At 63.1% G+C, this 21,750-nt stretch carries 23 protein-coding genes; 10 read left to right on the top strand and 13 right to left on the bottom strand.

Annotated features, from left to right (window positions below):
* Positions 1 to 61: 61 nt before the first annotated feature.
* The 8 genes from IEY38_RS10525 to ahaH all read right to left on the bottom strand — a co-directional run bounded on the left by IEY38_RS10525 (position 62) and on the right by ahaH (position 8,272).
* Positions 62 to 1,483: an ATP synthase subunit B gene (locus tag IEY38_RS10525; RefSeq protein WP_005536214.1), complete on the bottom strand. Its 1,422-nt coding sequence runs from the start codon at positions 1,481 to 1,483 to the stop codon at positions 62 to 64.
* A 2-nt stretch (positions 1,484 to 1,485) separates the two neighbouring features.
* A complete protein-coding gene (locus tag IEY38_RS10520) occupies positions 1,486 to 3,246 on the bottom strand; it encodes an ATP synthase subunit A (RefSeq protein ID WP_188977624.1) in 1,761 nt (586 codons plus the stop codon).
* A 2-nt stretch (positions 3,247 to 3,248) separates the two neighbouring features.
* Positions 3,249 to 3,572, bottom strand: a complete 324-nt coding sequence (locus tag IEY38_RS10515) for a V-type ATP synthase subunit F (RefSeq protein WP_004593990.1) — start codon at positions 3,570 to 3,572, stop codon at positions 3,249 to 3,251.
* Positions 3,569 to 4,642: a V-type ATP synthase subunit C gene (locus tag IEY38_RS10510; protein WP_170097609.1), complete on the bottom strand. Its 1,074-nt coding sequence runs from the start codon at positions 4,640 to 4,642 to the stop codon at positions 3,569 to 3,571. Before IEY38_RS10510 ends, IEY38_RS10515 begins: the two co-directional genes overlap by 4 nt.
* Complete coding sequence (locus tag IEY38_RS10505; RefSeq protein WP_005536220.1) at positions 4,639 to 5,223, bottom strand: V-type ATP synthase subunit E; 585 nt, start codon at positions 5,221 to 5,223, stop codon at positions 4,639 to 4,641. Before IEY38_RS10505 ends, IEY38_RS10510 begins: the two co-directional genes overlap by 4 nt.
* Before the next feature lie 22 nt (positions 5,224 to 5,245).
* Complete coding sequence (locus IEY38_RS10500) at positions 5,246 to 5,506, bottom strand: F0F1 ATP synthase subunit C (protein ID WP_004518385.1); 261 nt, start codon at positions 5,504 to 5,506, stop codon at positions 5,246 to 5,248.
* Between the two features lie 218 nt (positions 5,507 to 5,724).
* Positions 5,725 to 7,953, bottom strand: a complete 2,229-nt coding sequence (locus tag IEY38_RS10495; protein WP_188977622.1) for a V-type ATP synthase subunit I — start codon at positions 7,951 to 7,953, stop codon at positions 5,725 to 5,727.
* Positions 7,940 to 8,272 (bottom strand): ATP synthase archaeal subunit H, encoded by a 333-nt coding sequence (gene ahaH, locus IEY38_RS10490; RefSeq protein ID WP_005536224.1) that lies wholly within the window; start codon positions 8,270 to 8,272, stop codon positions 7,940 to 7,942. Before ahaH ends, IEY38_RS10495 begins: the two co-directional genes overlap by 14 nt.
* A 115-nt stretch (positions 8,273 to 8,387) precedes the next feature.
* Here ahaH and IEY38_RS10485 point away from each other — a divergent pair, with 115 nt between their 5' ends.
* Positions 8,388 to 9,008: a methyltransferase domain-containing protein gene (locus IEY38_RS10485; RefSeq protein ID WP_188977620.1), complete on the top strand. Its 621-nt coding sequence runs from the start codon at positions 8,388 to 8,390 to the stop codon at positions 9,006 to 9,008.
* Positions 9,009 to 9,187: 179 nt separating this feature from the next.
* Here IEY38_RS10485 and IEY38_RS10480 read toward each other — a convergent pair whose 3' ends face one another.
* Positions 9,188 to 10,420, bottom strand: a complete 1,233-nt coding sequence (locus IEY38_RS10480) for a DUF7096 domain-containing protein (RefSeq protein WP_188977618.1) — start codon at positions 10,418 to 10,420, stop codon at positions 9,188 to 9,190.
* A gap of 154 nt (positions 10,421 to 10,574) precedes the next feature.
* Between IEY38_RS10480 and IEY38_RS10475 the strand changes: the two genes are divergently transcribed.
* From IEY38_RS10475 to IEY38_RS10445, 7 genes are all read left to right on the top strand, one after another.
* The gene (locus IEY38_RS10475) at positions 10,575 to 11,666 is read left to right on the top strand and encodes a helix-turn-helix transcriptional regulator (protein WP_188977616.1); all 1,092 of its coding nucleotides are present in this window, start codon (positions 10,575 to 10,577) and stop codon (positions 11,664 to 11,666) included.
* Positions 11,667 to 11,751: 85 nt separating this feature from the next.
* On the top strand, positions 11,752 to 12,543 hold the full coding sequence (locus IEY38_RS10470; protein ID WP_188977614.1) for an electron transfer flavoprotein subunit beta/FixA family protein: 792 nt from the start codon (positions 11,752 to 11,754) through the stop codon (positions 12,541 to 12,543).
* Positions 12,543 to 13,493: an electron transfer flavoprotein subunit alpha/FixB family protein gene (locus IEY38_RS10465; protein ID WP_188977612.1), complete on the top strand. Its 951-nt coding sequence runs from the start codon at positions 12,543 to 12,545 to the stop codon at positions 13,491 to 13,493. The genes IEY38_RS10470 and IEY38_RS10465 overlap by 1 nt, the downstream gene beginning before the upstream one ends.
* 61 nt (positions 13,494 to 13,554) lie before the next feature.
* Positions 13,555 to 14,397 (top strand): polyprenyl synthetase family protein, encoded by an 843-nt coding sequence (locus IEY38_RS10460; RefSeq protein WP_005536231.1) that lies wholly within the window; start codon positions 13,555 to 13,557, stop codon positions 14,395 to 14,397.
* Between the two features lie 45 nt (positions 14,398 to 14,442).
* Positions 14,443 to 15,006, top strand: a complete 564-nt coding sequence (locus IEY38_RS10455; RefSeq protein WP_188977610.1) for an AAA family ATPase — start codon at positions 14,443 to 14,445, stop codon at positions 15,004 to 15,006.
* On the top strand, positions 15,003 to 15,425 hold the full coding sequence (locus IEY38_RS10450) for an RNA-binding domain-containing protein (protein WP_188977608.1): 423 nt from the start codon (positions 15,003 to 15,005) through the stop codon (positions 15,423 to 15,425). The genes IEY38_RS10455 and IEY38_RS10450 overlap by 4 nt, the downstream gene beginning before the upstream one ends.
* The gene (locus IEY38_RS10445) at positions 15,422 to 16,045 is read left to right on the top strand and encodes an HAD family hydrolase (RefSeq protein ID WP_188977606.1); all 624 of its coding nucleotides are present in this window, start codon (positions 15,422 to 15,424) and stop codon (positions 16,043 to 16,045) included. Before IEY38_RS10450 ends, IEY38_RS10445 begins: the two co-directional genes overlap by 4 nt.
* A 57-nt stretch (positions 16,046 to 16,102) precedes the next feature.
* Here IEY38_RS10445 and IEY38_RS10440 read toward each other — a convergent pair whose 3' ends face one another.
* From IEY38_RS10440 to IEY38_RS10430, 3 genes are all read right to left on the bottom strand, one after another.
* A complete protein-coding gene (locus IEY38_RS10440) occupies positions 16,103 to 16,447 on the bottom strand; it encodes a hypothetical protein (protein WP_188977604.1) in 345 nt (114 codons plus the stop codon).
* 238 nt (positions 16,448 to 16,685) lie between these two features.
* Positions 16,686 to 17,741, bottom strand: a complete 1,056-nt coding sequence (locus tag IEY38_RS10435; RefSeq protein ID WP_188977602.1) for a molybdopterin-dependent oxidoreductase — start codon at positions 17,739 to 17,741, stop codon at positions 16,686 to 16,688.
* Positions 17,742 to 17,792: 51 nt separating this feature from the next.
* Positions 17,793 to 18,749, bottom strand: a complete 957-nt coding sequence (locus tag IEY38_RS10430) for a lamin tail domain-containing protein (protein ID WP_188977600.1) — start codon at positions 18,747 to 18,749, stop codon at positions 17,793 to 17,795.
* An 87-nt stretch (positions 18,750 to 18,836) separates the two neighbouring features.
* On the opposite strand from IEY38_RS10430, the gene IEY38_RS10425 reads away from it, so the two are divergent.
* Entirely contained in the window at positions 18,837 to 19,730 is an 894-nt protein-coding gene (locus IEY38_RS10425) for a CBS domain-containing protein (RefSeq protein ID WP_188977598.1), read from the top strand.
* Positions 19,731 to 19,853: 123 nt separating this feature from the next.
* Entirely contained in the window at positions 19,854 to 20,588 is a 735-nt protein-coding gene (locus tag IEY38_RS10420) for a GNAT family N-acetyltransferase (protein ID WP_188977590.1), read from the top strand.
* Between the two features lie 19 nt (positions 20,589 to 20,607).
* On the opposite strand, the gene IEY38_RS10415 is transcribed toward IEY38_RS10420, so the two are convergent.
* Positions 20,608 to 21,654, bottom strand: a complete 1,047-nt coding sequence (locus IEY38_RS10415; RefSeq protein WP_188977588.1) for a nucleoside recognition protein — start codon at positions 21,652 to 21,654, stop codon at positions 20,608 to 20,610.
* Positions 21,655 to 21,750 lie beyond the last annotated feature (96 nt).

Genomic DNA, 21,750 nt, shown 5'->3' with positions numbered 1-21,750 from the left:
CAGTCGCATACCCAAAATATATGGTAAAAATTGCGAGCGGCCGTGAGATATAGGGCCGTTGTCAGGCTTCGGCTTCGACGGTTTCGGCGGTCTCGTCCTCGCGGTAGTGCTCCTCGATGAGGTCCTCGTCGATGCGGTTCAGCGCATCTTTCGGGAGCATCGAGAGCAGGTCCCAGCCGAGTTCGAGCGTCTCGTCGATGCTGCGGGCCGTGTCGGTCCCCTGATCGACGAACTCCTCCTCGAAGCGGTCAGCGAAGTCCAGATACTTGTTGTCCAGTTCCGACAGCGCCTCGCGGCCGACAATGTTCACGAGGTCACGCAGGTCTTCACCTTCCGCGTACGCGGCGAAGATCTGGTCTTTCACGTCGGCGTGGTCGGCGCGGGTCAGGCCCTCGCCGATACCGTCGTCCATCAGCCGCGACAGGCTGGGCAGGACGTTGATCGGCGGCTGGATGCCCTGGCTGTTGAGGTCGCGGTCGATGTAGATCTGGCCCTCAGTAATGTACCCGGTCAGGTCCGGAATCGGGTGCGTGTCGTCGTCGCCCGGCATCGTCAGGATCGGGAGCTGGGTCACGGAGCCCTCACGGCCCTCGATCCGACCGGCACGCTCGTAGAGCTGTGCCAGGTCGGTGTACATATATCCGGGGTAGCCACGCCGGCCCGGGACCTCCTCACGCGCGGCACCAATCTCGCGCAGTGCCTCACAGTAGTTGGTCATGTCCGTCAGGATGACCAGCACGTGGTAGTCCTTCTCGAAGGCGAGGTACTCGGCAGTGGTCAGCGCCAGCCGCGGCGTAATCGTCCGCTCGACGGCCGGGTCGTCTGCGAGGTTCATGAAGACGACGGAGCGTTCCAGCGCGCCGGTGCGCTCGAAGTCGTCCATGAACTCGTTTGCCTCTTCGGCCGTGATACCCATTGCGCCGAAGATGACGGCGAACTCTGACCCTTCGTCGTCGTCGCCTTCCTCCTCCTCTTCCGGCACCGTCGCCTGTCGCGCGATCTGGAGCGCCAGATCGTTGTGTGGCAGGCCGGAGGCGGAGAAGATCGGCAGCTTCTGCCCGCGGACGAGCGTGTTCATGCCGTCGATGGCCGAGACGCCCGTCTGGATGAACTCCTCAGGGTACTCCCGGGAGAACGGGTTGATTGCCTCACCGACGATGTCACGGCGTTCGTCGGGGACGATTTCCGGGCCGCCGTCGATCGGCTGGCCGGTTCCGTCCATGACCCGTCCGAGGAGGTCCTCAGTGACGGGCATCTTCATCGTCTCGCCGAGGAAGCGAACCGAGGCATCGCGGTCGATACCTTCGGTGCCCTCGAACACCTGAATGGCGACGTAGTCGCTCGCGGATTCGAGCACCTGGCCACGGCGGGTCTCGCCGTCGCTGAGCTCGATTTCGACGATGTCGTCGTAGCCGACCGGTTCGTCGGTCTCGACGAACACCAGCGGTCCGCTGATCTCCGTGATTGTCTGATACTCTTTCATTGTTAGTACAGCTCCCGCAGTTGAGACTCGATGTCGTCTTCGAGGTCGTCGATGTACTCGTTGTAGTCTTCCTGCACGCCGATACGGTTGAGCCGCGGCGCGGCGTCGATGTCGGTGATCTCCTCGACGGGGACACCGGCATCCAGCGCCTCGAAGGCCGCATCGTTGTACGTCTTGGCGGCGTCCATGATGCGGTAGGTCTTCTCGGGCTCACAGAACGTGTCCACGTCGTGGAAGGCGTTCTGCTGAAGCCACGCCTCGCGCAGGTAGCGGGCGATCTCGAGCGTCAGCTGCTGGTCCTCCGGCAGTGCATCCTTCCCGACGAGCTGGACAATCTCCTGCAGTTCCGCTTCCTCGTCCAGCGTGTCGATAGCCCACTGGCGTGTCTCCGGCCAGTCGGCCCGGACGTTGTCCTCGAACCACGGGTCGAGCTGGTCGCGATACAGCGAGTACGACTCGTTCCAGTTGATAGAGGGGAAGTGCCGGCGTTCGGCTAGATCCGCGTCCAGCGCCCAGAACGTCTTGACGATACGCAGCGTGTTCTGGGTGACCGGCTCGGAGAAGTCCCCGCCCGGCGGCGAGACGGCCCCGATGACTGAGACAGAGCCCTCGGTGCCATTGATGTTCTCGAAGTACCCGGCACGTTCGTAGAACTCGCTCAGGCGAGCGGAGAGGTACGCGGGGTACCCCTCCTCGCCCGGCATCTCTTCGAGTCGGGACGAAATCTCACGCATGGCCTCGGCCCACCGGGAGGTGGAGTCGGCCATCAGCGCCACGTCGTACCCCATGTCGCGGAAGTACTCCGCGATGGTGATCCCCGTGTACACGCAGGATTCGCGTGCCGCGACGGGCATATTCGACGTGTTGGCGATGAGGCAGGTCCGGTCCATCAGCGCGTTGCCGGTGGTCGGGTCCTCGAGTTCCGGGAAGTCCTCGATGACCTCAGTCATCTCGTTGCCACGCTCGCCACAGCCGACGTAGACGACGATGTCCGCGTCAGCCCACTTGGCGAGCTGGTGCTGCGTGACCGTCTTCCCGGACCCGAACGGACCAGGAATGGCGGCCGTTCCGCCCTTCGCAATCGGGAACAGGCCGTCGAGCACGCGCTGGCCTGAAATGAGCGGTTCCGTCGGCGTCTCTTTCTCGACGGTCGGCCGCTGCTGGCGCACCGGCCACTCCTGGTGCATCTGGATTTCTTCGCCGTTGTCCAGTTCGACGACGGTCTCTTCGACGTTGAAGTTGCCCGATTCGATGGCGACGACCTCGCCACCCTCGGAGTCGGGCGGGACCATCACCTTGTGGTCGATACTCGGCGTTTCGGGGACGGTGCCGACGATGTCGCCGGCCTCGACCTCGTCGCCTTCATCGACTTCAGGGGTGAACTCCCAGGTCTTCTCCAGGTCGATGCCCGGCGCGTCGACACCGCGGTCGAGGAACGCCGACCCCATCTTCTCTTCGAGCACATCGAGCGGGCGCTGGACACCATCGTAAATGGCGTCGAGCATACCCGGCCCGAGGTCCACGGAGAGGGGCGAGCCCGTCCCTTCGACGGGTTCGCCGGGGGAGACACCGGAGGTCTCCTCGTACACCTGAATCGTGGTGATGTTTCCTTCGATCTCGATGACCTCGCCCATCAGCCCTTCCGAGCCGACGTAAACGACGTCGTTCATCCGGGCGTCGAGGTCCCGAGCCGTTACGACCGGTCCCGAGACGCTTTCGATAATGCCGTCCTCGCGGACGTCTGTGTCTGTTGCTTGACTCATGGTTAGTCCTCGTCCATCAGGTCGATACCGATGGCTCGCTTGATCTGTTCACGCAGTCCGCCGCTCCCAGTGCCGCCGCCGAGCGTGACCATCACCGGCTCGACACTCGTCTCCGCGTCCTGCCTGACACCGCGTGAGAGATGCGACAGGTCGTCGTCGTGCATCACGACGATGCCGACGTCGTCGTCGTTGAGCATCTCCTCGACGGCGTCGTCGAGCTGCTCGTCTTTCTCGTCGGAAGGCACGTCCGCGAACTTGCGGACGCCAGCTAGCCGAAAGCCCGTCGTGAACTCCGGGCTTCCGATGACAGCGATCTCCTGGCTCATAGTATCACCAGCTCCTGTTCGATCTCGTCGGGGCCGAGGCCGGCCTCGCGACCGCGGGCGATGGCCCGGATGTTGTCGACCTCGCGTTCCTTTTTGAGGACGTAGGACAACACCGGACAAACCGACAGCGGGTAGCGGTTCGAGAGCCGGTCGGCGTATTCGAGCAGTGCTGCGTCCAGCGCCCGCTCGAAGTCGATGAGGTTGTCGGCCTCCTCAAGCGCCGACAGCGCCTGATCGAGGTCCTCGCCGTACTTGCTTTCGCGAACGGCGCTGACCAACTGATCGAGGTTCGTCGACAACTGCGCGACCTCCTGTTCGTCGAACAACTGGCCGCCCTCGATGAAGTACTCCGAGGGGTCGATGTCCGCGCCGCTACGGGCCAGTCGGAGTGCATTCCGGAGGTTGCGGAAGTCGACTTCCGTCTCTAGGAACTCGACGTACAGCCCGGTCGGGCTGTCAATCTCCGGGTTGTCCGGCAATCCGGACAGCAGTGTTTCGTAGAAGGCGCGGTCGAGCGCGTTCTCCAGCGGCACGAGAACGCCGCTTTCCTCGTACACGTCGAACGCTTCGGCTAGCGACTCGCCGAAGATGGTGTCGTCGAGTTGCTCGACGACCTCCTCGATAGAACCGGCGTTCAGCAGGTCCTCGATACGGCGGTCGCTGAACTCGCCGGCCCTGATGAGATCGTCCTCGACCTCGGTCCGCTCCGCGTCCGAGTAGAGCCCGCGGATGACAGTTTTGACGTTCCACACGTCGAACTTCCGCAGGTAACGGGCGATGTAGTCGTACAGCGCCCCCTCGGACCAGCGAAGCAGGTCGTCGAAGTGTTTCGCGAGATTTCGGTTCAGCGCGTACTCGACGAGGTCGACGCCGTCGTACCGGGAGCCGAGCGCGTTCATCTCGGTCTCGTACTCGGTTTCCTCCATGAAGCGGGCGATTTCGCCCGTCCCCATGCGGACCAGCTTCCGGTAGTCGTCATCGTCGAACAGGGATGCGCTGCGGGCACGAACCCGTGCGATGACGTACTCGTAGTTGCTTCCCTGGCCGCTCGTTCCCGTTCGCGAACTCATTGGTCTTCGAACAGGCGGTCGCTGATTGCTTTCAGATTGTCCTCCCAGACGTCCTCAAGAATGGAATCGAACGTGTTGTTCACACGGACTCGTGACTCGCTGCTCTCGACGACGACGCCACCGAGGCAGTCTCGCTCACCGGCGTACGTCGCGCCGTCGTAGTCATCGAGTACATCCTCGAGAAGCGACTGGTCCGACGCACGGCCGTACACCGATAGCTCGTCGCTGTCGTCGAATTCATCGACGGCGGCGTCAAGCAGTGCGCGTGTCAGTTCCTCTCGTCGGTCCCCTTCGAGGGCCGCAAGCGCGTCCTCGACGTCGCCGTGAACGTCTTCGAGGATGTCTCGCCGGGCGTTAAGTCGAGCCTGTTTGGCCTCGAGCTTCGCGGAGGAGAGTCGCTGCTCCCGCTCTTGCTCGATGGTCCGCTCGACCTCGGCCTCGCGTTCCTCGTGGATCTGCTCGGCGTCAGCCTCGGCGTCGGCGATAATCTCCTCGGCACGTTCGTCGGCCGCGTCGCTAATCTCCTGAGCACGCGCGCGGGCCTCGTCGCGGATGTCCTCTACGACTGTTTGAAGGCTCATTATTGGAAAAGACGGAGTGTTGTTAGACGACGAAGACGACGACAAGCGCGAGAATGACGAGCGTTTCCGGCAGGACTGTCAGGATGAGTCCGCGGCCGAACATGCTCTCGTCTTCTGCGATTGCGCCGACGGCGGCGGCCCCGATCCCACGTTCCGCATACCCCGAACCGAGCGCGGCGAGTCCGACTGCGAGCGCTGCGCCGGCTGAAGCCGGAATAGCTGGAGCACTGGCGGTACCTTCCTGCAGTACTGCGTTGACAAGGAGTGCGATGGTTTCGATCATGGATGTGTAGTCTCTGGAATTGCTCGTGTCCGAACAGGCGTATGTGAATCCACGTAGTTCATAAAGCTTCCCAAAACGGTTCGTCAGCGTGCTGTTCGGGCGGTTTAGGGGCTCAGCTGTAGTCGGTTGTGAGCGTGTATCAGTCGACACCCGCGATGCAATTGGCGAAACAGGCAGTAAACAACGACGATTAGCCCGAAGAGAAAGGAAGCGCGCGATCAGTCCTCAGTCGTGTAGTTGCGCTCGTAGCCGAACGGGTTGTACCGCTTCCCGCCACCTTCGAAGAACTTGCCGAAGAACTCCACGTACTCGAGTCGGACGCCCTGCAGTCCGGCACTGGTGATACCGAGCACCAGCACGAGCAGGTGACCGATCACGAGGATGAGGACCCCGACCAGCGCGGCGGCGATCCCGGAGTGGATGAGCCCGGGGAACATGATCGCTTCTGCGCCGTATTCGGAGATTGCCCATTCAGGCCCGTGCCCGATGAGGAAATGGAACTCACCGTGGTGTGAGTAGGCTCCGAAGAACAGCAGGTTGACAACGAAAGCCATCCCTGCCTTGGCCAGCAGCACAGCGGCCAGTCGCGTGTACGACAGGACGTTCACCAGCACGTTGAGGAACTCGACGACCTCGATAGGGTCGGCAAGCGCCAGCAGGACGAGACCAGCGAAGAAGAGGACGAGCCACGCCGAGAACGGCGCGCCCAGTCCCGGAATCGTGAAGAGGTTTATCGCTGGCAGTCCCGTGAAGCCCCACGCATACGGGTTCCCGGCGAAGACGCCTGCCTCGGCGGTGTAGAGGAAGTCAGGTGCTGCGCCGTTCGCGCCGGAGAACACCCACGCCCAGAGGCCGAATAGCATCAGGAGCCAAGACCCGCTCTCGGTGATCGCGTCCCAGAGGCCGTGACTCAGGTTCTCGATGAAGTCGAAGATCCAACCCGCAGCGAGGTGAACCGTCCCGGCGAGCAGGCTCATGGTCAGCCAGGCCAGCGCGTAGCCGGAGTAGGACGGCTGGAGACCCTTGTGCATCGGTGGGTGACCGCCCCAGACGATTTCACCGAGCTGGTGGAGCCCGAAGACTTCGCCGTACAGCACACCGAACAGCGCGGTGAACCCACCAGCCCACATACCGACACCACCGAGGCTTTTCAGCACGTCACTGTCGACCTTCGAGTACAGCCCATAGCCCAGTGCTAGGTACAGCAGCCCGTAGCCGAGGTCGCCGATCATGAACCCGAAGAAGGCCGGGAACGTCAGGAAGAAGGCGACTGTCGGGTCGAACTCGCCGTACTTCGGTCGGTTGACGACCTCGACGAGGTCCTCGAAGGGTCGGACACCGCTCGGATTGTCCTGAATGACGGGCGGTGCGTCGTCACCCATGGTGATGACGCCGCCGTCAGCGACGGTTTCCTGCGGTTGGCTCTCACTTTCTGGCTCGGGGGCGTCGACGGAGCTGCCGACCGGTTCGCCGCCGTTGCCGCCTTCCCGCTCGACTTCTTCGTGGGACTCCGCGTGGCCCTCGCTGTCGTACTCGGCAATCTCGATTCGGTCGATGTCGACGGCGTCGCCGACAGCACTCGAAAGGGCCCGCTCGAACGCCTCGTAGCGCTCGTTCGGAATCCAGCCCTCGGCGATGAAGGCGTTTTCCGTCGTCGCGAAGGTGAGTGGCGCTTCGCCCTTCTGGGCCTCGATAGCCAGTTTCTCCTCGGCGGCGAGCAGGAATCCGGCGTGGTCGAGGCGGAGTTCGTTGAGTTCGTCCTCAACAGTCGAGAGCTTCGATTCGAGCTGTTGTTTCTCGTGTTCAAGCTCTTCGAGATATGATGTCGGATCGCCGTCGCCCTCCGGCACTTCGAGCCGGGAGAACGTCGCCCCGACCAGTGCGTCCTGCAGGGCGTCTTCGTCAGTCTGTGCGAACACGGCAACGACGCCGTCCTCAGTGAACAGCTCGAACGTCTCGATGTCGCTGTCCGCGAGAACGGCCTCGATCTCGTCACTGTCGCCCTCGCCGACGACGACTGACAGCGAGTCGTAGCCACGGAGCAGGTCGAGATCGATGCCGAGTGCGACGAACGGCGCCATCGTGTTGATCTGGTCCTCGACGGCCCGGAGTTCGTCACGGACCTCGTCGCGCCGGTCGTCGAGTTCGTTGACTGCCGTCCGAACCTCATCGAGTTGCTCCTCGATCGCCTCGTCGGTGACAACTCGGGTCGGGCCAGCGTCCTCCTCACTGACGTCCAGAATGGACTGTAGCGAGCGAACCGTGACGAGCTTGTCCGAAACCTCGTTGGTTCCGGCAAGCGAGTTGCCCGGTTCGAATCCGTCCCAGGAGCCATCATACTCGGTGACGTGGAGCATATCGAGGTCGTGGACGGCCTCAATAGTCTGCTCCATCGCGCGTTTCGACCCCGTCACCGAGACGCGGCACATCTTCTCAGGTCTGAGCATGCACCGCCTCCTCGAACAGGTCTGTGACGTATTCGACTACCTCGTCGATCTGTTCACTGGCCTGCTGTTCGAGGTCGTCGCGAGCGGTCTCACCGTCTTCGATGATCTGCTCGCGTTCGGCCTCGATCTCTTCGCGAGCCGCTTCGAGACGATCCTCGGCGGCCGCCTCTGCCTCTTCCCGCGCGGATTCGCGTATCTCCTCGGCCTCTTCGCGAGCTTCCGCGATGCGGTCTTCGCGGTCTTGTTCGGCCTCTTCGACGATCTCGTCGGCCTCCTGCTCGGCCTCCTGTATCCTGTCAAGAACTTCTGGCCGTGGCATTCTCTAATCATGTGAGCGTTGCCAGAGCGGCTATTTGGTAGTTGCGAAGTTTCCCCGTGTGATACATCGGCTGAAATCCGGGGAATTATGACCGCCAAGTCCTAAGCTGGCAGTAATGGGTGTCCTCGAGAACAAGGCCCGCGCGCGGACGTTCTACAAGTATCTCTCGAAGGTGTACGACCAGATCAACCCCTTCATCTGGGACGAACGGATGCGCGACGAGGCGATTGCGATGCTCGACCTTTCGCCCGACGACAGGGTCCTCGATGTCGGCTGTGGCACCGGCTTCGCCACCGAGGGACTGCTCGAACACGTCGATACGGTGTACGGGCTCGATCAGAGCCCCCACCAGCTCTCGAAAGCTTTCGAGAAGTTCGGTAAGTTCGGCGACGTACGCTACCATCTCGGTGACGCCGAGCGGCTCCCGTTCAAGGACAACAGCTTCGACGCAGTGTGGTCCTCGGGGTCAATCGAGTACTGGCCGAATCCCGTCGACGCGCTCGCTGAGTGCCGACGACTGACCAAACCCGGTGGGAAAGTCCTCATTGTCGGTCCGGACTACCCGAACTCGACCGTCTTCCAGAAGATGGCCGACGCAATCATGCTGTTTTACGATGAGGAGGAGGCCGACCGGATGTTCACTGAGGCCGGGTTCGAGGAGTTCGAACACCACATCCAGCAGTCCCGATCAGGCAGTCCACGGGCGATTACGACGATTGCGACTGTTCCGGAGTAACCCCGGCCACGAGCGGAGCGGGTGGTCGTTTTTCCCACGTTTTTGTGGTGAGTGGTGACCAAAGGTCACCCGAACCAGAGAAAGTGTTTGGTAGTCCCGACCAGGGAGTCGACGGGCGATTACGACGATTGCAGAAGAACCAGAGTAACAGCGACTATAGAACCGCTCTTCTCGCGTCGCTACGCCGACCCACTGACGGGAACCCGTACTCGGTCGCCGTCCTGTGTGGTGGCGGTAACCGTGTACTCCCCACGGGGTTCGACAGTCCAGAGGGAGCCGTCTGTACCGGTCGTCCCGATCCGTTTACCGTTTATCCTGACGGTCGCATCCGACATCGAGCCCGTGCTGTTGTCGGTGACCGCGACGAGCAGCGGACCGGACTCGAAGGACTGCTGGACCCGGACGCGAACTGACTGGTTCACGTTCGTCGCGACTTCCGACCGGTCGACCGTCGTCAGTTCGAGGTGCTGGGTCTCGTAGAAGACGTTCGTCGTGCCACCGTCGAGATACGCAGTCAGTTGTCCGTTCGAGTGGTCAGCCTGAATCTGGTAGATCGCACTCCGACCGTATGCCTGAACGGACGGGTACTGCTCGCTGTAGAGCCACGGGTAGAGGTTCTCCGCCCGCGTGTTGACCGCACCGAGGGAGTCGTTGGTCCGGGCGAACTGGTCGATTGCCGTCTGTTCGCGGTCCTGTCCGAGATACGTCTCACGCGTGTACTGGCCGTCCGAGACCGTCGACAGCATATAGCCTTCCGAGGACACCTCGACGTACACCGCGTTCGGCTCAGTTTCACCGGCGGTTTCGACACTGATACGCTGGCTTATCGGACCGCGGTACGTCTTGAGTACGCCCCTGTTGTTTTCCAGTCGGAAGCGCTGGTTCGGTGACAGCGAGTAGTCCGGTGCAGTGCCAGCGGCCGTCCGAACCCGTTCAAGACGGTCGGTCAGTTGTCGGGACTCAGCGTCGATCAGTGCCCGCTGTCGCAGGAACTCCGTGGCGGTTATCGTACCGCTGGCGTATTGCTGGATTGCGGCCTGATTCCGTCGTTCCAGACTCGTTCGCTGGCGTTCGATATCGGTCAGCGTCTCGTCGACAAGCCGGTCGCGAGCGGTTTCGCTGTCCCGCTGGAAGAACTGCTGTTCGAAGGTCGTCGTCGCGTAATCGCTCCGAAGATCGCTAGAGCCGGCTGCAACCGCAACGCCCACATCGATCGATGACCGGTTGTGCGTCGTCGACCTGACGTCGCTGGCTGGGATAGCGAGGTGGTTCGTCGTATTTGCGACGGCTGTGATCTGTGGTAGCTGGTCGCTGCCGTCAGCGGTCTGGGTCGGCGAGGCGAACCCAGTCACCGGGGCAGCCACGGAGACGAGCATAAGGAGGATCACACCGACTGCAGAGAGGGGACGCATCAGCGGTAAATACTCACCCACCGTACAAAAATCTCCCCATTCTCCATGTCTCAATAATCGTCTGAGAGGACACTAGACCTTTCAAAGCGCCCGCTGACGTTTTATTCTCGGATGGAAAGGGTTTTGCCCCCAGAACGTTCATCGATGAACGAGAATGACCCCGCGGGTATCAGGTGCCCTCCTCCTCGTCCTGTTTGCCCTGTTGGCAACCCCGCCGCATGCGACAGCGGCAGCGATTGATACTCCTCCCGCCCAGCAGACGACCGGGACGCCGGCACCGGTCGCGGAGAATACGACGTTCGCTCTCCAGATTCAATCGAACGGCGACGCCAAGTGGACGATAACAGACACCTACGCACTTGAGGAGAACGATACTGAGTCGTTTAGAAACACCGGTGAGCAGTTCGTGGAAGGAGACGACAGGGCAGCGTGGCTGTCAGCGTTCCGTGAAGCAAAAGACGAGGCCAGTACGGTTACCGGTCGCGGGATGGAGATTACCGATGTCGACCGTCGGTACGAGGTGTCAGACCGAAGGGGTCAACTGATACTCGAGTTTACATGGACGAACTTCGCAGTTGTCACCGGTGAAAACATCGTCGTCAGAGATGCGTTCAATTCCACAGACGGTACGTGGTTCGGGACGCTAACTGCGGACCAACGACTCGTTATCTCGCCACCGCCAGAATACGGGGTGGAGAGCGCCCCGAGCGCCGTCGACGACGGAAAGCTGGTTTTCGAGGGGCGACGGACGTTCGAGCCGGGGTACCTGTCCGTCGTGTACACTGGCGAACAACCGACCACCCAGACACCAACAGAAAGCCCGGAATCGATGTTCAGCGGCGTCGACTCAACCTGGATCGGCGGGGTCGTACTGATGGTTCTGCTCGTCGGGGCCGTCGGTTACATGTTCAAGACTGGATACGCTGACGCGCTGCCATCAGTCGCAGCCGGGAGCGACGACGGGGACGACAGTGCTGGGACGGCAGCCCCAGTGAGCGACACCACAACCTCGGACGACGTTGACGTCGAACTGCTGAGCGACGAGGAACGCGTCGAGCGGCTCCTCGAAGAAAACGGCGGTCGGATGAAGCAGGCCCGTATCGTCTCCGAGACCGGCTGGTCGAACGCGAAGGTGTCGCAGTTGCTCTCAACGATGGACGAGGAGGGTCGCATCGACAAGCTCCGCATCGGTCGGGAGAACCTCATTTCGTTCCCGGACGAGGATATCACCGACTTCGACGAGTAACTGTCCAGACCATTTGACTGTAAACGAGCCGGGCGTGGTTTCTGGTTCGAAAACGTTTATTCGCTGTCCGGTCGGACATCTCAGCATGAAAATCCTTGTCACGGTGAAGGAGGTGGCAGCCGTCGACGATGAGTTCGAGATCGACGGACTCGCTATCGACGACCGGTACGTCACAGCCGACCTCAACGAGTGGGACGAGTACGCTGTCGAAGCGGCCGTCCAAATAAAGGAGGCTCACGACGACGTCGAGGTCGTTACCGCCACTGTCGGCCCGTCCGAGACGGACGAAACGATCCGGCAAGCGCTGGCGAAGGGGGCCGACCGCGCCATCCGTGTCTGGGACGACGCACTCGACGATGCTGGCCTGCTAGACCCCGAGACGAAGGCAGAGGTACTGGCCGCCGTCGCTGCCGAGGAAGACCCCGATCTGGTGCTGACCGGCGTCCAGTCCGCCGACGATGGGTTCGGGGCGACCGGTGTCACGCTGGCCGACAAGCTCGATATGGAGTGGGGCGCTGTCGTCAACAACCTCGACCTCGATCTGGAGGCAGGTGTCGCCAGCGTCCATCGGGAACTGGAAGGCGGCGTCGAGGAACTCACCGACATCGAGATTCCTGCCGTACTGACGATACAGACCGGGATCAACGACCCCCGCTACGCGAGTCTTCGAGGCATCCGGCAGGCCCAAAGCAAGGAGCTCGCGGAGTACAGCCTAGCGGATATCGGCCTCGACGCGGCCGGGATTGAGAGCCCGCTGGAACAGACCTCGCTGTACGAACCTGAAACCGAAGGTGAGGCGACGGTGTTCGAAGGGAGTCCCGAGGAGACGGCGACCGAGTTGGCTGAACTGCTCGCGGAGAAGGGGGTGACCAGCTAATGTCGGTCCTCGCTATCGCCGAGCACCGGCGCGGGGAGCTCCGGCCGGTGAGCCTAGAACAGCTAGCAGCCGGTCGCGAACTCGCCGACGAACTCGGTGGCGAGCTACACACCGCCGTCATCGGCGGTGATGTCGAGGCGTTCGGGGCAGACCTGAATCGAGAGGGAGTTGATACCGTTCATACCGTCGATATCGGCGAGGAATTCAACCACGACGTGTACACGCAGGTCGTCACCCAGCTGGCCACGGAGCTGGACCCGACCGTCCTCCTGATGCCAAACAGCGTCAACGGTCTCGATTACGCGCCGGCAGTCGCTAACCGGCTGGACCGACCGCTCGTGACCGACGTGGTCGACATCGACGCCGAGGACGGGCTCACCGCTACCAGAGAGCTGTACGGCTCGAAGGTCGAAACGACAATCGATGTCCACGCCGACCAAGCGGCCGTGACCATCCGCCCGGCCGAGTGGCCGACAGTCGAAGCAGACGGTGATGCCGCAATCGAGGCATTCGACGCGACCATCGACGAAAGCGCCGTCAAGTCCACCGTGAAGGGCTTCGAAGAGGTCGGCGGTGGCGACATCGACATCACTGACGCCGACGTGCTGGTGTCCGTCGGCCGCGGGATCGAGGAGGAGGAGAACCTGGATATCATCCACGACCTCGCTGATGCGCTGGACGCGACGGTGTCGGGTTCCCGACCGCTTATCGACAACGGCTGGCTTGCGAAGGACCGCCAGGTCGGCCAGAGCGGCAAGGTCGTCACACCGGACGTGTACATCGCCATCGGCATCTCCGGGGCCGTCCAGCACGTCGCCGGGATGAAGGGCTCGGATACGATTGTTGCCATCAACACCGACCCGAACGCGCCGATCTTCGATATCGCCGACTACGGCATCCAGGACGACCTGTTCGAGGTCGTCCCGGCACTCACCGAGCAGTTCCAGTAGCCACCACACACTGAATCGCGGGTGACAAGGTACTTTTTATGGTAGTCCTAAGGGAGCGGTAATGGAGTATCTCGAGCGCCGGCGCGACCGGGTCGAGGAGCGTCTGGAGGCGGTTCTCGACAGCGTGGAGCCGGAGGAACTCGCAGACGAAGTGCGTCACGTGGCGCTTTCCGGGGGGAAGCGGGTGCGGCCGACGGTGACAGTGCTGGTGTGTGAGGCGCTGGGCGGGGAGCCGGCCGATGCCGTCGATTTCGCGGTCGGCATCGAACTCGTCCACAACGCTTCGCTAGTCATCGACGATATCATCGACGAGTCAGAACTCCGGCGGGGGTCCCCGGCCGCCTGGGAGGCCTTCGGCCACGGCCCGGCAATCATCGCTTCCGACGGCCTGCTCGGCGAAGCGTTCAATCTCTTTTCGACGGACGAGCGCGCCATGCAGACCGTCTCCGAGTCGATGGTTGAACTGGGCGAGGGCGAGGCGATGGAGCTGGTCGCGGAGCCATCCAACGAGGAGGAGTACATGAAACTGGCCCGCCGGAAGACCGGGGCGCTGTTCCGGGCTGCGGCAGAGCTGGGTGCGATTGCCGCCGACTCGGACCCGTACACGGTCGAGGCGGTCGGCCAGTACGCCGAACGGGTCGGCGTGGCCTTCCAGATGCGCGACGATGTGCTCGATGCGACGGCCGACGCCGAAACGCTGGGCAAGCCGGCCGGGACCGACGCGGAGATGGAACGACCGTCGCTGGTGGAAGTGACTGAGCTGACGACAGAGGAGGCAAACGAGCGGGCGCGGGCCGAATCCGACGCCGCCTTGGAGTCGCTATCGACCATCGACGCCCCGGAGTCCCAGTCGATGGAGTACCTGCGGGACCTCGCGGAGTTCGTCGTCGTCCGCGAACGGTGAGGCCGAACGGGAGGGCTTTTGCCCGCTGCTCGATTACGCCCGGCAATGACAGTTATCGGTATCGTCGGGCTGCCGGGCAGCGGGAAAAGCGAGGCAGCGAACGTCGCCGCCGAGATGGATGTGCCAGTCGTGACGATGGGCGACGTCATCCGCGAGGAGTGCCGTGACCGTGGGCTTGACCCCGCGTCGGACCACGGGACGGTCGCGAAGGCGCTCCGGGAAGAGAACGGTCCCGCCGCCATCGCCGAGCGCTCGCTACCGATGATCGAGACGGAACTCGAATCGAACGACACCGTCCTTGTCGACGGTATCCGGTCGGATGTAGAAGTCGAGGCGTTCGAGTCGGCGTTCGGCGACACGTTCCTGCTCGTCGAGATAGACGCTCCGTTTGAGCTGCGGGCCGACCGCCTTGACATCCGCGGACGGGACACCGCAGCCGAAGACGGTGGCGAATCGCTTGAGGACCGCGACGCTCGCGAACTCGGATTCGGGATGGGCGAGGCCATGGACATGGCCGACCTGACTATCGAGAACACGGAGACGCTGGCCGCGTTCCAGCGGACCGTCCGCACACTGATTCGAGATGGCCCGGAGGCACTCGACCAATGAGCGCCGTCTACTCCGTCGACGTCCGAATCGAGGCCCCCGTCAACGACACCGAAGTAACCGACAGAGTCGCCGACGCCATCCAGAACCTCTTCCCGGAGGCCGACCCGACCCACCAGCAGGGCGCACTCGTTGCGGAGGTACACACGATGGACGGGTTCTCCGAGCTACTCCACCGGCGGGAGATCCTGGACACAGCCCGGTCGGTCTTCTTCGACAATCTGGAGGGCGATACCTTCGCGTTCGACGTGAAGAAGCAAGCGGCGTTCGAGGGGCGGATCAACTTCGCAGTCGGTGACCCCTCGGAACTGGGCGACATCCACGTGAACGTGACCGTCACCGAACCATCGGCCGAGGAGTACATCGACTACGTCGCACCGCCGACTGAGGACGGCCAGCCGGTCTACGACGAGGACACATGACGACGACCATCTGCTTCGACCTCGACGATACCGTCGTCCACTATCCGGAGCCGTACAAGAACATCATCCGTCGGACGGTCGAGGCCCACGGTATCGAGTACACGGACGAGGTCCGGGCCGTTAGCAAGGAGGCGTTCTACACGGCCTTCGAGGCACTTGAGCCGGAGCCGTACCGCCAGTCGATGGCTGCCGTCGTAGAGGCGGCCGGAGCCGACACGGACCTCGATGCGCTGGTCGAGACGCTCAAGGAGACCGAGTTCGCGTCGACAACCGTCCCCGACGCAGCCCGGGATAGCCTGACCGCACTCGCTACCGACAACCAGCTCGCGATTGTCACCAACGGCGTCCGGGAGCGGCAGGTCGCCAAGCTCGACCACCACGGGCTGACCGACCTGTTCGACCTCTTTGTCGCCTCCTACGAGGTCGGCGCACACAAGCCCGACAGCGCTCCGTTCGACCGGGTCCGAGAGGAGCTTCCGGCCGACGAGTACGTGATGGTCGGCAACGAGTACGAAACCGACGTGGAAGGGGCCCGCAACGCGGGCTTCGTGCCGATTCACTACGAATCGGGCGACGACGGCGGGCCAGATCTCTGGGATTCTATCGACGCGCTGGTGTAGCGTGCGTAACTGCTGGCACAGAACACCATGGGGACTGGAAGCGGCCGACCGCCGCGCTCAGGCCAGTACAGCCGTGAGGATGATGCCGGTGTTCCACGCCGTCACCGCGACGCCCAGTAGCGCCAGCCCAAGCGGGACACCGATGGAGTACGGCCAGGAGACGTACTTCCAGATGGCAAAAAAGCCAGCGAACACGACGGCTTTCAGCCCAGTCAGCACCAACAGCGCGTGCCGTTCCAACAGTAGTTTGACGACCGGGCTGAGTTCTGTCACGCCGGTAATGCTGTAGCCGACGAGCGTTGTGACGAGGTCGCCGACGCCGAAGAAAGCGACGGCAACCGCCCACAAGGCGACGGCAGTGTTCGACGGACCGGCGATTCGGGCGTGCTGCCGCCAGTTCATACCCCCGCTACCGTTCCACATTACTTCGTTAGTGGTAGCTTCAATGATAACTACAGCGGTAAGCTACTCTTTCGACCGCTGGGCCTGTAGTACTGTACTGAGCCCTGAGCCAACGTAGAGAGACAATACTCGGTGTGTCCCGTCCGAAGTTGGCATATACCGCAGGTAATCGCCTCTTTCCACGCGGGACTGCCCCGGAAGAACAGCGACCGCGCTGCCTCAGAGTACGTAGACCGGATCAAAGCCCGCTCACGAATATCGCAAGCCATTCACCGAGTTCGCGGCGCTTGCTGACCTGCACCGACTCGACCCACTTCACCCACTGGAAGCCCCGGCGGTCCGGTGCGACGAGGCGGAGCGGGTAGCCGTGACCGTGGGCCAGGCGCTCGCCGTCGACATGGGTGGCCAGCATAGCATCGCGAGCCTCCGACAGCGGGAGGCTCCACCGGTAGCCGGTCACTGACCGGAACTGGACCCACGCCGCCGCGTCGTCGGGGTCGGCGGCGTCGAGCAGATCGCCGACGCGAACGCCCTGCCACTCGTGACCGGAGTACCAGCCGCTCGTGCAGTCGAGGATCACCGATTCAGTCGCATCCGGCGAGAGGTCGCCAGCGGCATAGCTAGCCGCGCTGGCAACTCGACCGGCGACAGACAGCGACCAGTCGGCCGCGTCGATCGGGTCCGGATCGTCGGCGACCCAGCTAGTGACAGGGAACCGGTTGCCGTCGTCGGTTCCCTGCTCTCGCGAGCCGGTGTACCTTCGGTCCACGCCAGCCGTGTCGAGGGCGTCGTTGACTGGCCCCTGGACTCGCCAGAGGAGCGCCCCCGCGGTCACCAGTCCAGCGTACCGGAGGACATCCCGGCGGCCGCCGCGGGTGGCCTGTACCGGGGAGTAAAACCGGGCGCGGAGATGCACCAGCAACAGCGGCGGGATCAGCAGTCCGAGCGCGACGTGCAGGTGAAACAGCCCCCACGGACCGAGGTTGAGTGTGCCGCCGAATATCCACCAGACGCCAGTACCGAGCGCGCCCAGGGCGACCGTGGCCAAAACGACCGAGAGAACGCGGACCCCGGTGAGCCGCGACAGAGTGAGGCGGTGGGCGACACGGCGAAGCTTCACCGGCAGCAGGAGCGTCAGCACCACACCGGAGAGGGCATGAACGTCGATAATCCACGCACTGCTGGGGATGCCTGCAAAGATGGTGGCGATACCGGTGGTAAGCAGCGTCGCCACCGCCGCGAACAGCCCCCAGTCCACCGCCCGTGATGTCGGCGTCAGCCGGCGGGTGTCCATGACAGTGGTTAGCACCGGAGCGGCTTATACTATCGTGACAGCGCAGCGGCGTCAGTACGACTGTCGCAGGACCGTCGCACCGCTGGCGTTGCGGACCGTGACGGTGTCGCCGTCGTTGTTCCAGACCGCTCCGTCCCGGCCCCAGTACCGTTCCGTGTCAGTGTCAGTACCGCTACCAGTGTAGAGAGTTACCGACGCGTTCGGGTCGAGAGTCAGGTTCGCGAACGTGTACTGGTGGTCCACCTCGTCGCTGACCGCCCACCCGGAGAGGTCGACCGGCTCATCGCCGGTGTTCACGAGCGTAACGTACTCGTCGTTCAGGTTCTCGTTGTCGTTGCCCGTCGCATCGGCGTGGATGTTCGCAATTTCGACGACGCTGGCGCTCTCGGACCCGCCGTCGGCGATAGCCGTGCGGGTCATTGCGTCCGAATCCGTACAGCGCCAGAGTCCGCGCCGGTCGGAGCGGGCAGCGTCCTCGGCCGCGTAGAATCGGTTGGCTCGCGTAAATTCGCTGTCGTAGACGCGCGCGTGGCCAGCCTCGACGAGTCGGTAATTGAACAGCGCTTCGTCGTGAACAACGTAGGCCAGTAGTCGGTCGTAGTAGCCGCGCCGGTTCAGATTCGGATCGAAGGCAAGCCCGACGGTCTTGCCGAGGAGCCGCTGCTTGACGAGCGACGACGCGTTCGTGCCGGCCCCGCGGAGACAAGACGCTCCGGCGTTGGTTTCGGGAACACCCTCGAACTCCGCGGGCTTGTTCTCGGTGTGGACTTCGGGGGTATCGACCCCGACGAGCCGGACCGTGTCGCCGGTCCCGTTCTCGTAGGCGACCTGTATCGTGTCGCCGTCGACGACGGCTGTAACGGTCACCGTGACAGCGGACGCCGGAACGTCGACTGCCGGCTGGCCGTCGACGGCGGTCCCTGCCGACCCGGATGGTCCCGCGGTGAAGCCACTGCAGCCGGCAGCAACCACAAGGACGACAACAAGGCCGAACGCGAGCCGATACATTGTCGAAATATCGATGGCCGGCGATACAAGGATGCCGGTGTCGCCGGGCGGACTGTTATACGTCTGCCATGTCTGGATTCCGGTACGATGCTCGTCCCGCTACCAGTTAGAGATATCATGCGGACGCCGGTCAAAACAATCAGTCCCGATGCTCCGGTCATCGAGGCGGCTCAGCGTCTCCGCGACGAAGACATCGGCTCACTCGTCGTCGAGGACGACGGCAGCTGCGTCGGCATCATCACGGAAGGCGATATCGTCGCCGTCACCGCAGCCGAGGGGGATACCAGAGCGCTGTCGGTCGGCGATGTAATGGCCGAGACGCTGGTGACGGTCACGCCCGACGTGGACATCGAAACAGCCGTGGATCGGTTGCGGACGAACAACATCAAGAAACTGCCCGTCGTCGAGGACGGATCTCTCGTCGGTATCGTCACGACGACCGACCTCTCGGACTACATCCCACACCTCTCACGGGCAAGGAGAGCGTTCGATGACCAGTCCCAGCGGAAGCAGTTCACCCGGCCCGACACGCTGTACGAGAACGAGGACTGGACCTTCGAGAGCTACGGGACCGCCGACGGGATCGATGTCGGAGACCACGTCCAGTTCAGCAAGACGATATCGCAGGCCGACGTGAAGGCTTTCGCCGAGGCCAGCGGCGACACGAACAGACTCCACCTCGACGCGGCGTTCGCGGACGGGACGCGGTTCGGTCGCCGAATCGTCCACGGGACACTTGTTTCGGGTATCATCAGTGCGGCCCTGGCGCGACTCCCCGGGCTGACGATCTACCTCTCGCAGGAACTGAGCTATCAGGGACCCGTCGATATCGGCGAGGAGGTCACGGCCCGCTGTGAGGTCGTCGAGCGTATTCAGGACAACCGGTTCCGGCTGGCTACGGCCGTCGACGACTCCGAGGGGAACTGCGTCATCGAAGGTGACGCCGTCGTCATTTCGGACCCAATTCCGGATACGGCCTGACCTGCCAGTCAAGCCCATCTCGTCACGTTCGGCAGGGACTGCTCGCACAGAACTCCCACCGCGTTTCATGTTTTATGTTACCAAACAACAATTGTTAATAATCTGCTAGTATATATGTCCGATATGGACGCTGTCGAACGGCCGACATTCGAAACGAGCGCGGCGATGGAGGTGTACCAGTACGTCGAACGACACGGGACGGCGGCACGGCACAGGGTCCGTGAGATGGTGGACCTCTCTCCCGAAGCATTCGAGAAGGCCCTAACACATCTCCTGTCGAAGGGGTACATCGAGGACGACGGCGGAACCCTGACGCTGGCGCTCGATGTCGGCTCAGTCGAGCAACACACCACAAACGGGCTGACATACACGATTCGGCCGGCCCACAACGACGACTTCGAAGGACTCGTCCAGACCATTCGGAACGTCTCAAGCGACGGCACGTACGTCGTCGCCGAGAGCGTCGCCGAGCAGTTGCTGTACGAGGACGCCGTCACGCGGCACAACACGGTCGAATCGAGAGTGTTCTTCGTCGCCACGGTCGATGGGGAGGTCATCGGCTGGTGCCACCTCGACATCCCGCAACTGGACAAGCTCCGCGAGACGGCTCAACTCACCGTCGGCGTCAGGGAGGAGCAGCGTGGGCAGGGCATCGGGAGCCAGCTTATCGAACGTGGGCTGGACTGGGCGAAGGCCAACGGCTACCGGAAGCTGTACAACAGCGTGCCGGCGATCACGGAGAACGCGATGGTATTCCTCGAAAACCACGGCTGGCACACCGAAGGAATCCGCCGGAACCACTACACCGTCGACGGCGAGCAGGTCGACGAAGTGATGATGGCTTATACGTTTGACTGACGCCGGGCCACCGACTTCACTACAGTAGGACGACCAGCGCCAGCGCGATCCAGACGATTTTCAGGCCCGTGTTGACGACGATGACTTTCGAGCCGAACTCCCGGCCCCAGATGCCGTACTGGAACGGGATCGAGCGCTTGAACGTCGAAACGGCAAACGAGATGATCCCGCCGACGAGCATCGTCGCCACGGCGGTCCGGGCGGAGAAGGTCCCGTTCCGGATGAGCGGCGCGATGACCGTCGCCCCCGAGGTCGTATCGAGGGCGTAGGCGGCGATGACGGGGATGGCCGCGCCGGGCAGGCCGAGCAGTCCGGCGAACCCGTCGGCGGCAGTCGTCACGGACGCCCCGTCGCTACCGATGAGTGCCAGCAGTTCATCGCTGTAGGCAAGCAGTAGCGAGACGACGGTGTAGATCGCCGCTAGCCGCGGCAGGATGTCGCGGACTTTCTCGGCCGTCGCGTCGAACGCTGTCCTGACGGCCGCCCGGCGGTTCTCCGGACGGTCGTCGAACACGTCGGCCGCGTCGTCAGCCGTCCCGCCGTCCGGAGTCGGGCCCGCACCGGCGGTCGACCGGCCGACGTTGGACGCGTCCAGCAGCACCGCACCGGCGGCGATGCCGGTCAGCGTAATCGCCAGCGCGATGAGCCCTCGCGTGGCGACGTACAACACCCCGACCCGAAAGCCCAGAATCGGGATGAGAATCGGCGCGTAGAACGTGATGATGTGCTGGGCGAAACCGAAGAACGTGTTGATCGTGACGGCGATTATCGTCGCGCGGTCGGACAGGACACCGGACTCGCGGAAGTCGGCGAGCATGCCGTAGCCGGCGGTCGTCGACGCTGTCGTCGTCAGTATAGCGGTGCCGACCTCGTCCGGGAGGTTCGCCGGCGATGTGAGATAGCGTGAGACGACGGCGATTTTCTCGACCAGTCCGAACGCGACCGCCAGTTCCGCGAGAAATACGCCAAAGGAGAGGAAGAACGTGATCCGGAGAACCCGGACAGCGACCTCTCCGAGGACAGCGACCGCCGGGTGGCCGAGCACTGCGGCAACGAACGACTGCACACTGAGACGTACGACTCTGGGCCGCAAATGCCCATCGATAGCGTCGGTCGCTTTCGGGGAAACGACTGCCGGGCACGATGGCCGCGCGGGACGACG

Origin of the sequence: Haloarcula sebkhae (genome assembly GCF_014647415.1) — an archaeon.
GTDB lineage: Archaea > Halobacteriota > Halobacteria > Halobacteriales > Haloarculaceae > Haloarcula > Haloarcula sebkhae.
This window is presented reverse-complemented; position numbering and strand designations above follow the sequence as displayed.

What these genes read in the sequence shown, in the direction of transcription:
- IEY38_RS10525 (WP_005536214.1), bottom strand. Translation starts at nt 1,483, where the DNA reads ATGAAAGAGTATCAGACAATCACGGAGATCAGCGGACCGCTGGTGTTC.
- IEY38_RS10520 (WP_188977624.1), bottom strand. Translation starts at nt 3,246, where the DNA reads ATGAGTCAAGCAACAGACACAGACGTCCGCGAGGACGGCATTATCGAA.
- IEY38_RS10515 (WP_004593990.1), bottom strand. Translation starts at nt 3,572, where the DNA reads ATGAGCCAGGAGATCGCTGTCATCGGAAGCCCGGAGTTCACGACGGGC.
- IEY38_RS10510 (WP_170097609.1), bottom strand. Translation starts at nt 4,642, where the DNA reads ATGAGTTCGCGAACGGGAACGAGCGGCCAGGGAAGCAACTACGAGTAC.
- IEY38_RS10505 (WP_005536220.1), bottom strand. Translation starts at nt 5,223, where the DNA reads ATGAGCCTTCAAACAGTCGTAGAGGACATCCGCGACGAGGCCCGCGCG.
- IEY38_RS10500 (WP_004518385.1), bottom strand. Translation starts at nt 5,506, where the DNA reads ATGATCGAAACCATCGCACTCCTTGTCAACGCAGTACTGCAGGAAGGT.
- IEY38_RS10495 (WP_188977622.1), bottom strand. Translation starts at nt 7,953, where the DNA reads ATGCTCAGACCTGAGAAGATGTGCCGCGTCTCGGTGACGGGGTCGAAA.
- ahaH (WP_005536224.1), bottom strand. Translation starts at nt 8,272, where the DNA reads ATGCCACGGCCAGAAGTTCTTGACAGGATACAGGAGGCCGAGCAGGAG.
- IEY38_RS10485 (WP_188977620.1), top strand. Translation starts at nt 8,388, where the DNA reads ATGGGTGTCCTCGAGAACAAGGCCCGCGCGCGGACGTTCTACAAGTAT.
- IEY38_RS10480 (WP_188977618.1), bottom strand. Translation starts at nt 10,420, where the DNA reads ATGCGTCCCCTCTCTGCAGTCGGTGTGATCCTCCTTATGCTCGTCTCC.
- IEY38_RS10475 (WP_188977616.1), top strand. Translation starts at nt 10,575, where the DNA reads ATGACCCCGCGGGTATCAGGTGCCCTCCTCCTCGTCCTGTTTGCCCTG.
- IEY38_RS10470 (WP_188977614.1), top strand. Translation starts at nt 11,752, where the DNA reads ATGAAAATCCTTGTCACGGTGAAGGAGGTGGCAGCCGTCGACGATGAG.
- IEY38_RS10465 (WP_188977612.1), top strand. Translation starts at nt 12,543, where the DNA reads ATGTCGGTCCTCGCTATCGCCGAGCACCGGCGCGGGGAGCTCCGGCCG.
- IEY38_RS10460 (WP_005536231.1), top strand. Translation starts at nt 13,555, where the DNA reads ATGGAGTATCTCGAGCGCCGGCGCGACCGGGTCGAGGAGCGTCTGGAG.
- IEY38_RS10455 (WP_188977610.1), top strand. Translation starts at nt 14,443, where the DNA reads ATGACAGTTATCGGTATCGTCGGGCTGCCGGGCAGCGGGAAAAGCGAG.
- IEY38_RS10450 (WP_188977608.1), top strand. Translation starts at nt 15,003, where the DNA reads ATGAGCGCCGTCTACTCCGTCGACGTCCGAATCGAGGCCCCCGTCAAC.
- IEY38_RS10445 (WP_188977606.1), top strand. Translation starts at nt 15,422, where the DNA reads ATGACGACGACCATCTGCTTCGACCTCGACGATACCGTCGTCCACTAT.
- IEY38_RS10440 (WP_188977604.1), bottom strand. Translation starts at nt 16,447, where the DNA reads ATGAACTGGCGGCAGCACGCCCGAATCGCCGGTCCGTCGAACACTGCC.
- IEY38_RS10435 (WP_188977602.1), bottom strand. Translation starts at nt 17,741, where the DNA reads ATGGACACCCGCCGGCTGACGCCGACATCACGGGCGGTGGACTGGGGG.
- IEY38_RS10430 (WP_188977600.1), bottom strand. Translation starts at nt 18,749, where the DNA reads ATGTATCGGCTCGCGTTCGGCCTTGTTGTCGTCCTTGTGGTTGCTGCC.
- IEY38_RS10425 (WP_188977598.1), top strand. Translation starts at nt 18,837, where the DNA reads ATGCTCGTCCCGCTACCAGTTAGAGATATCATGCGGACGCCGGTCAAA.
- IEY38_RS10420 (WP_188977590.1), top strand. Translation starts at nt 19,854, where the DNA reads ATGGACGCTGTCGAACGGCCGACATTCGAAACGAGCGCGGCGATGGAG.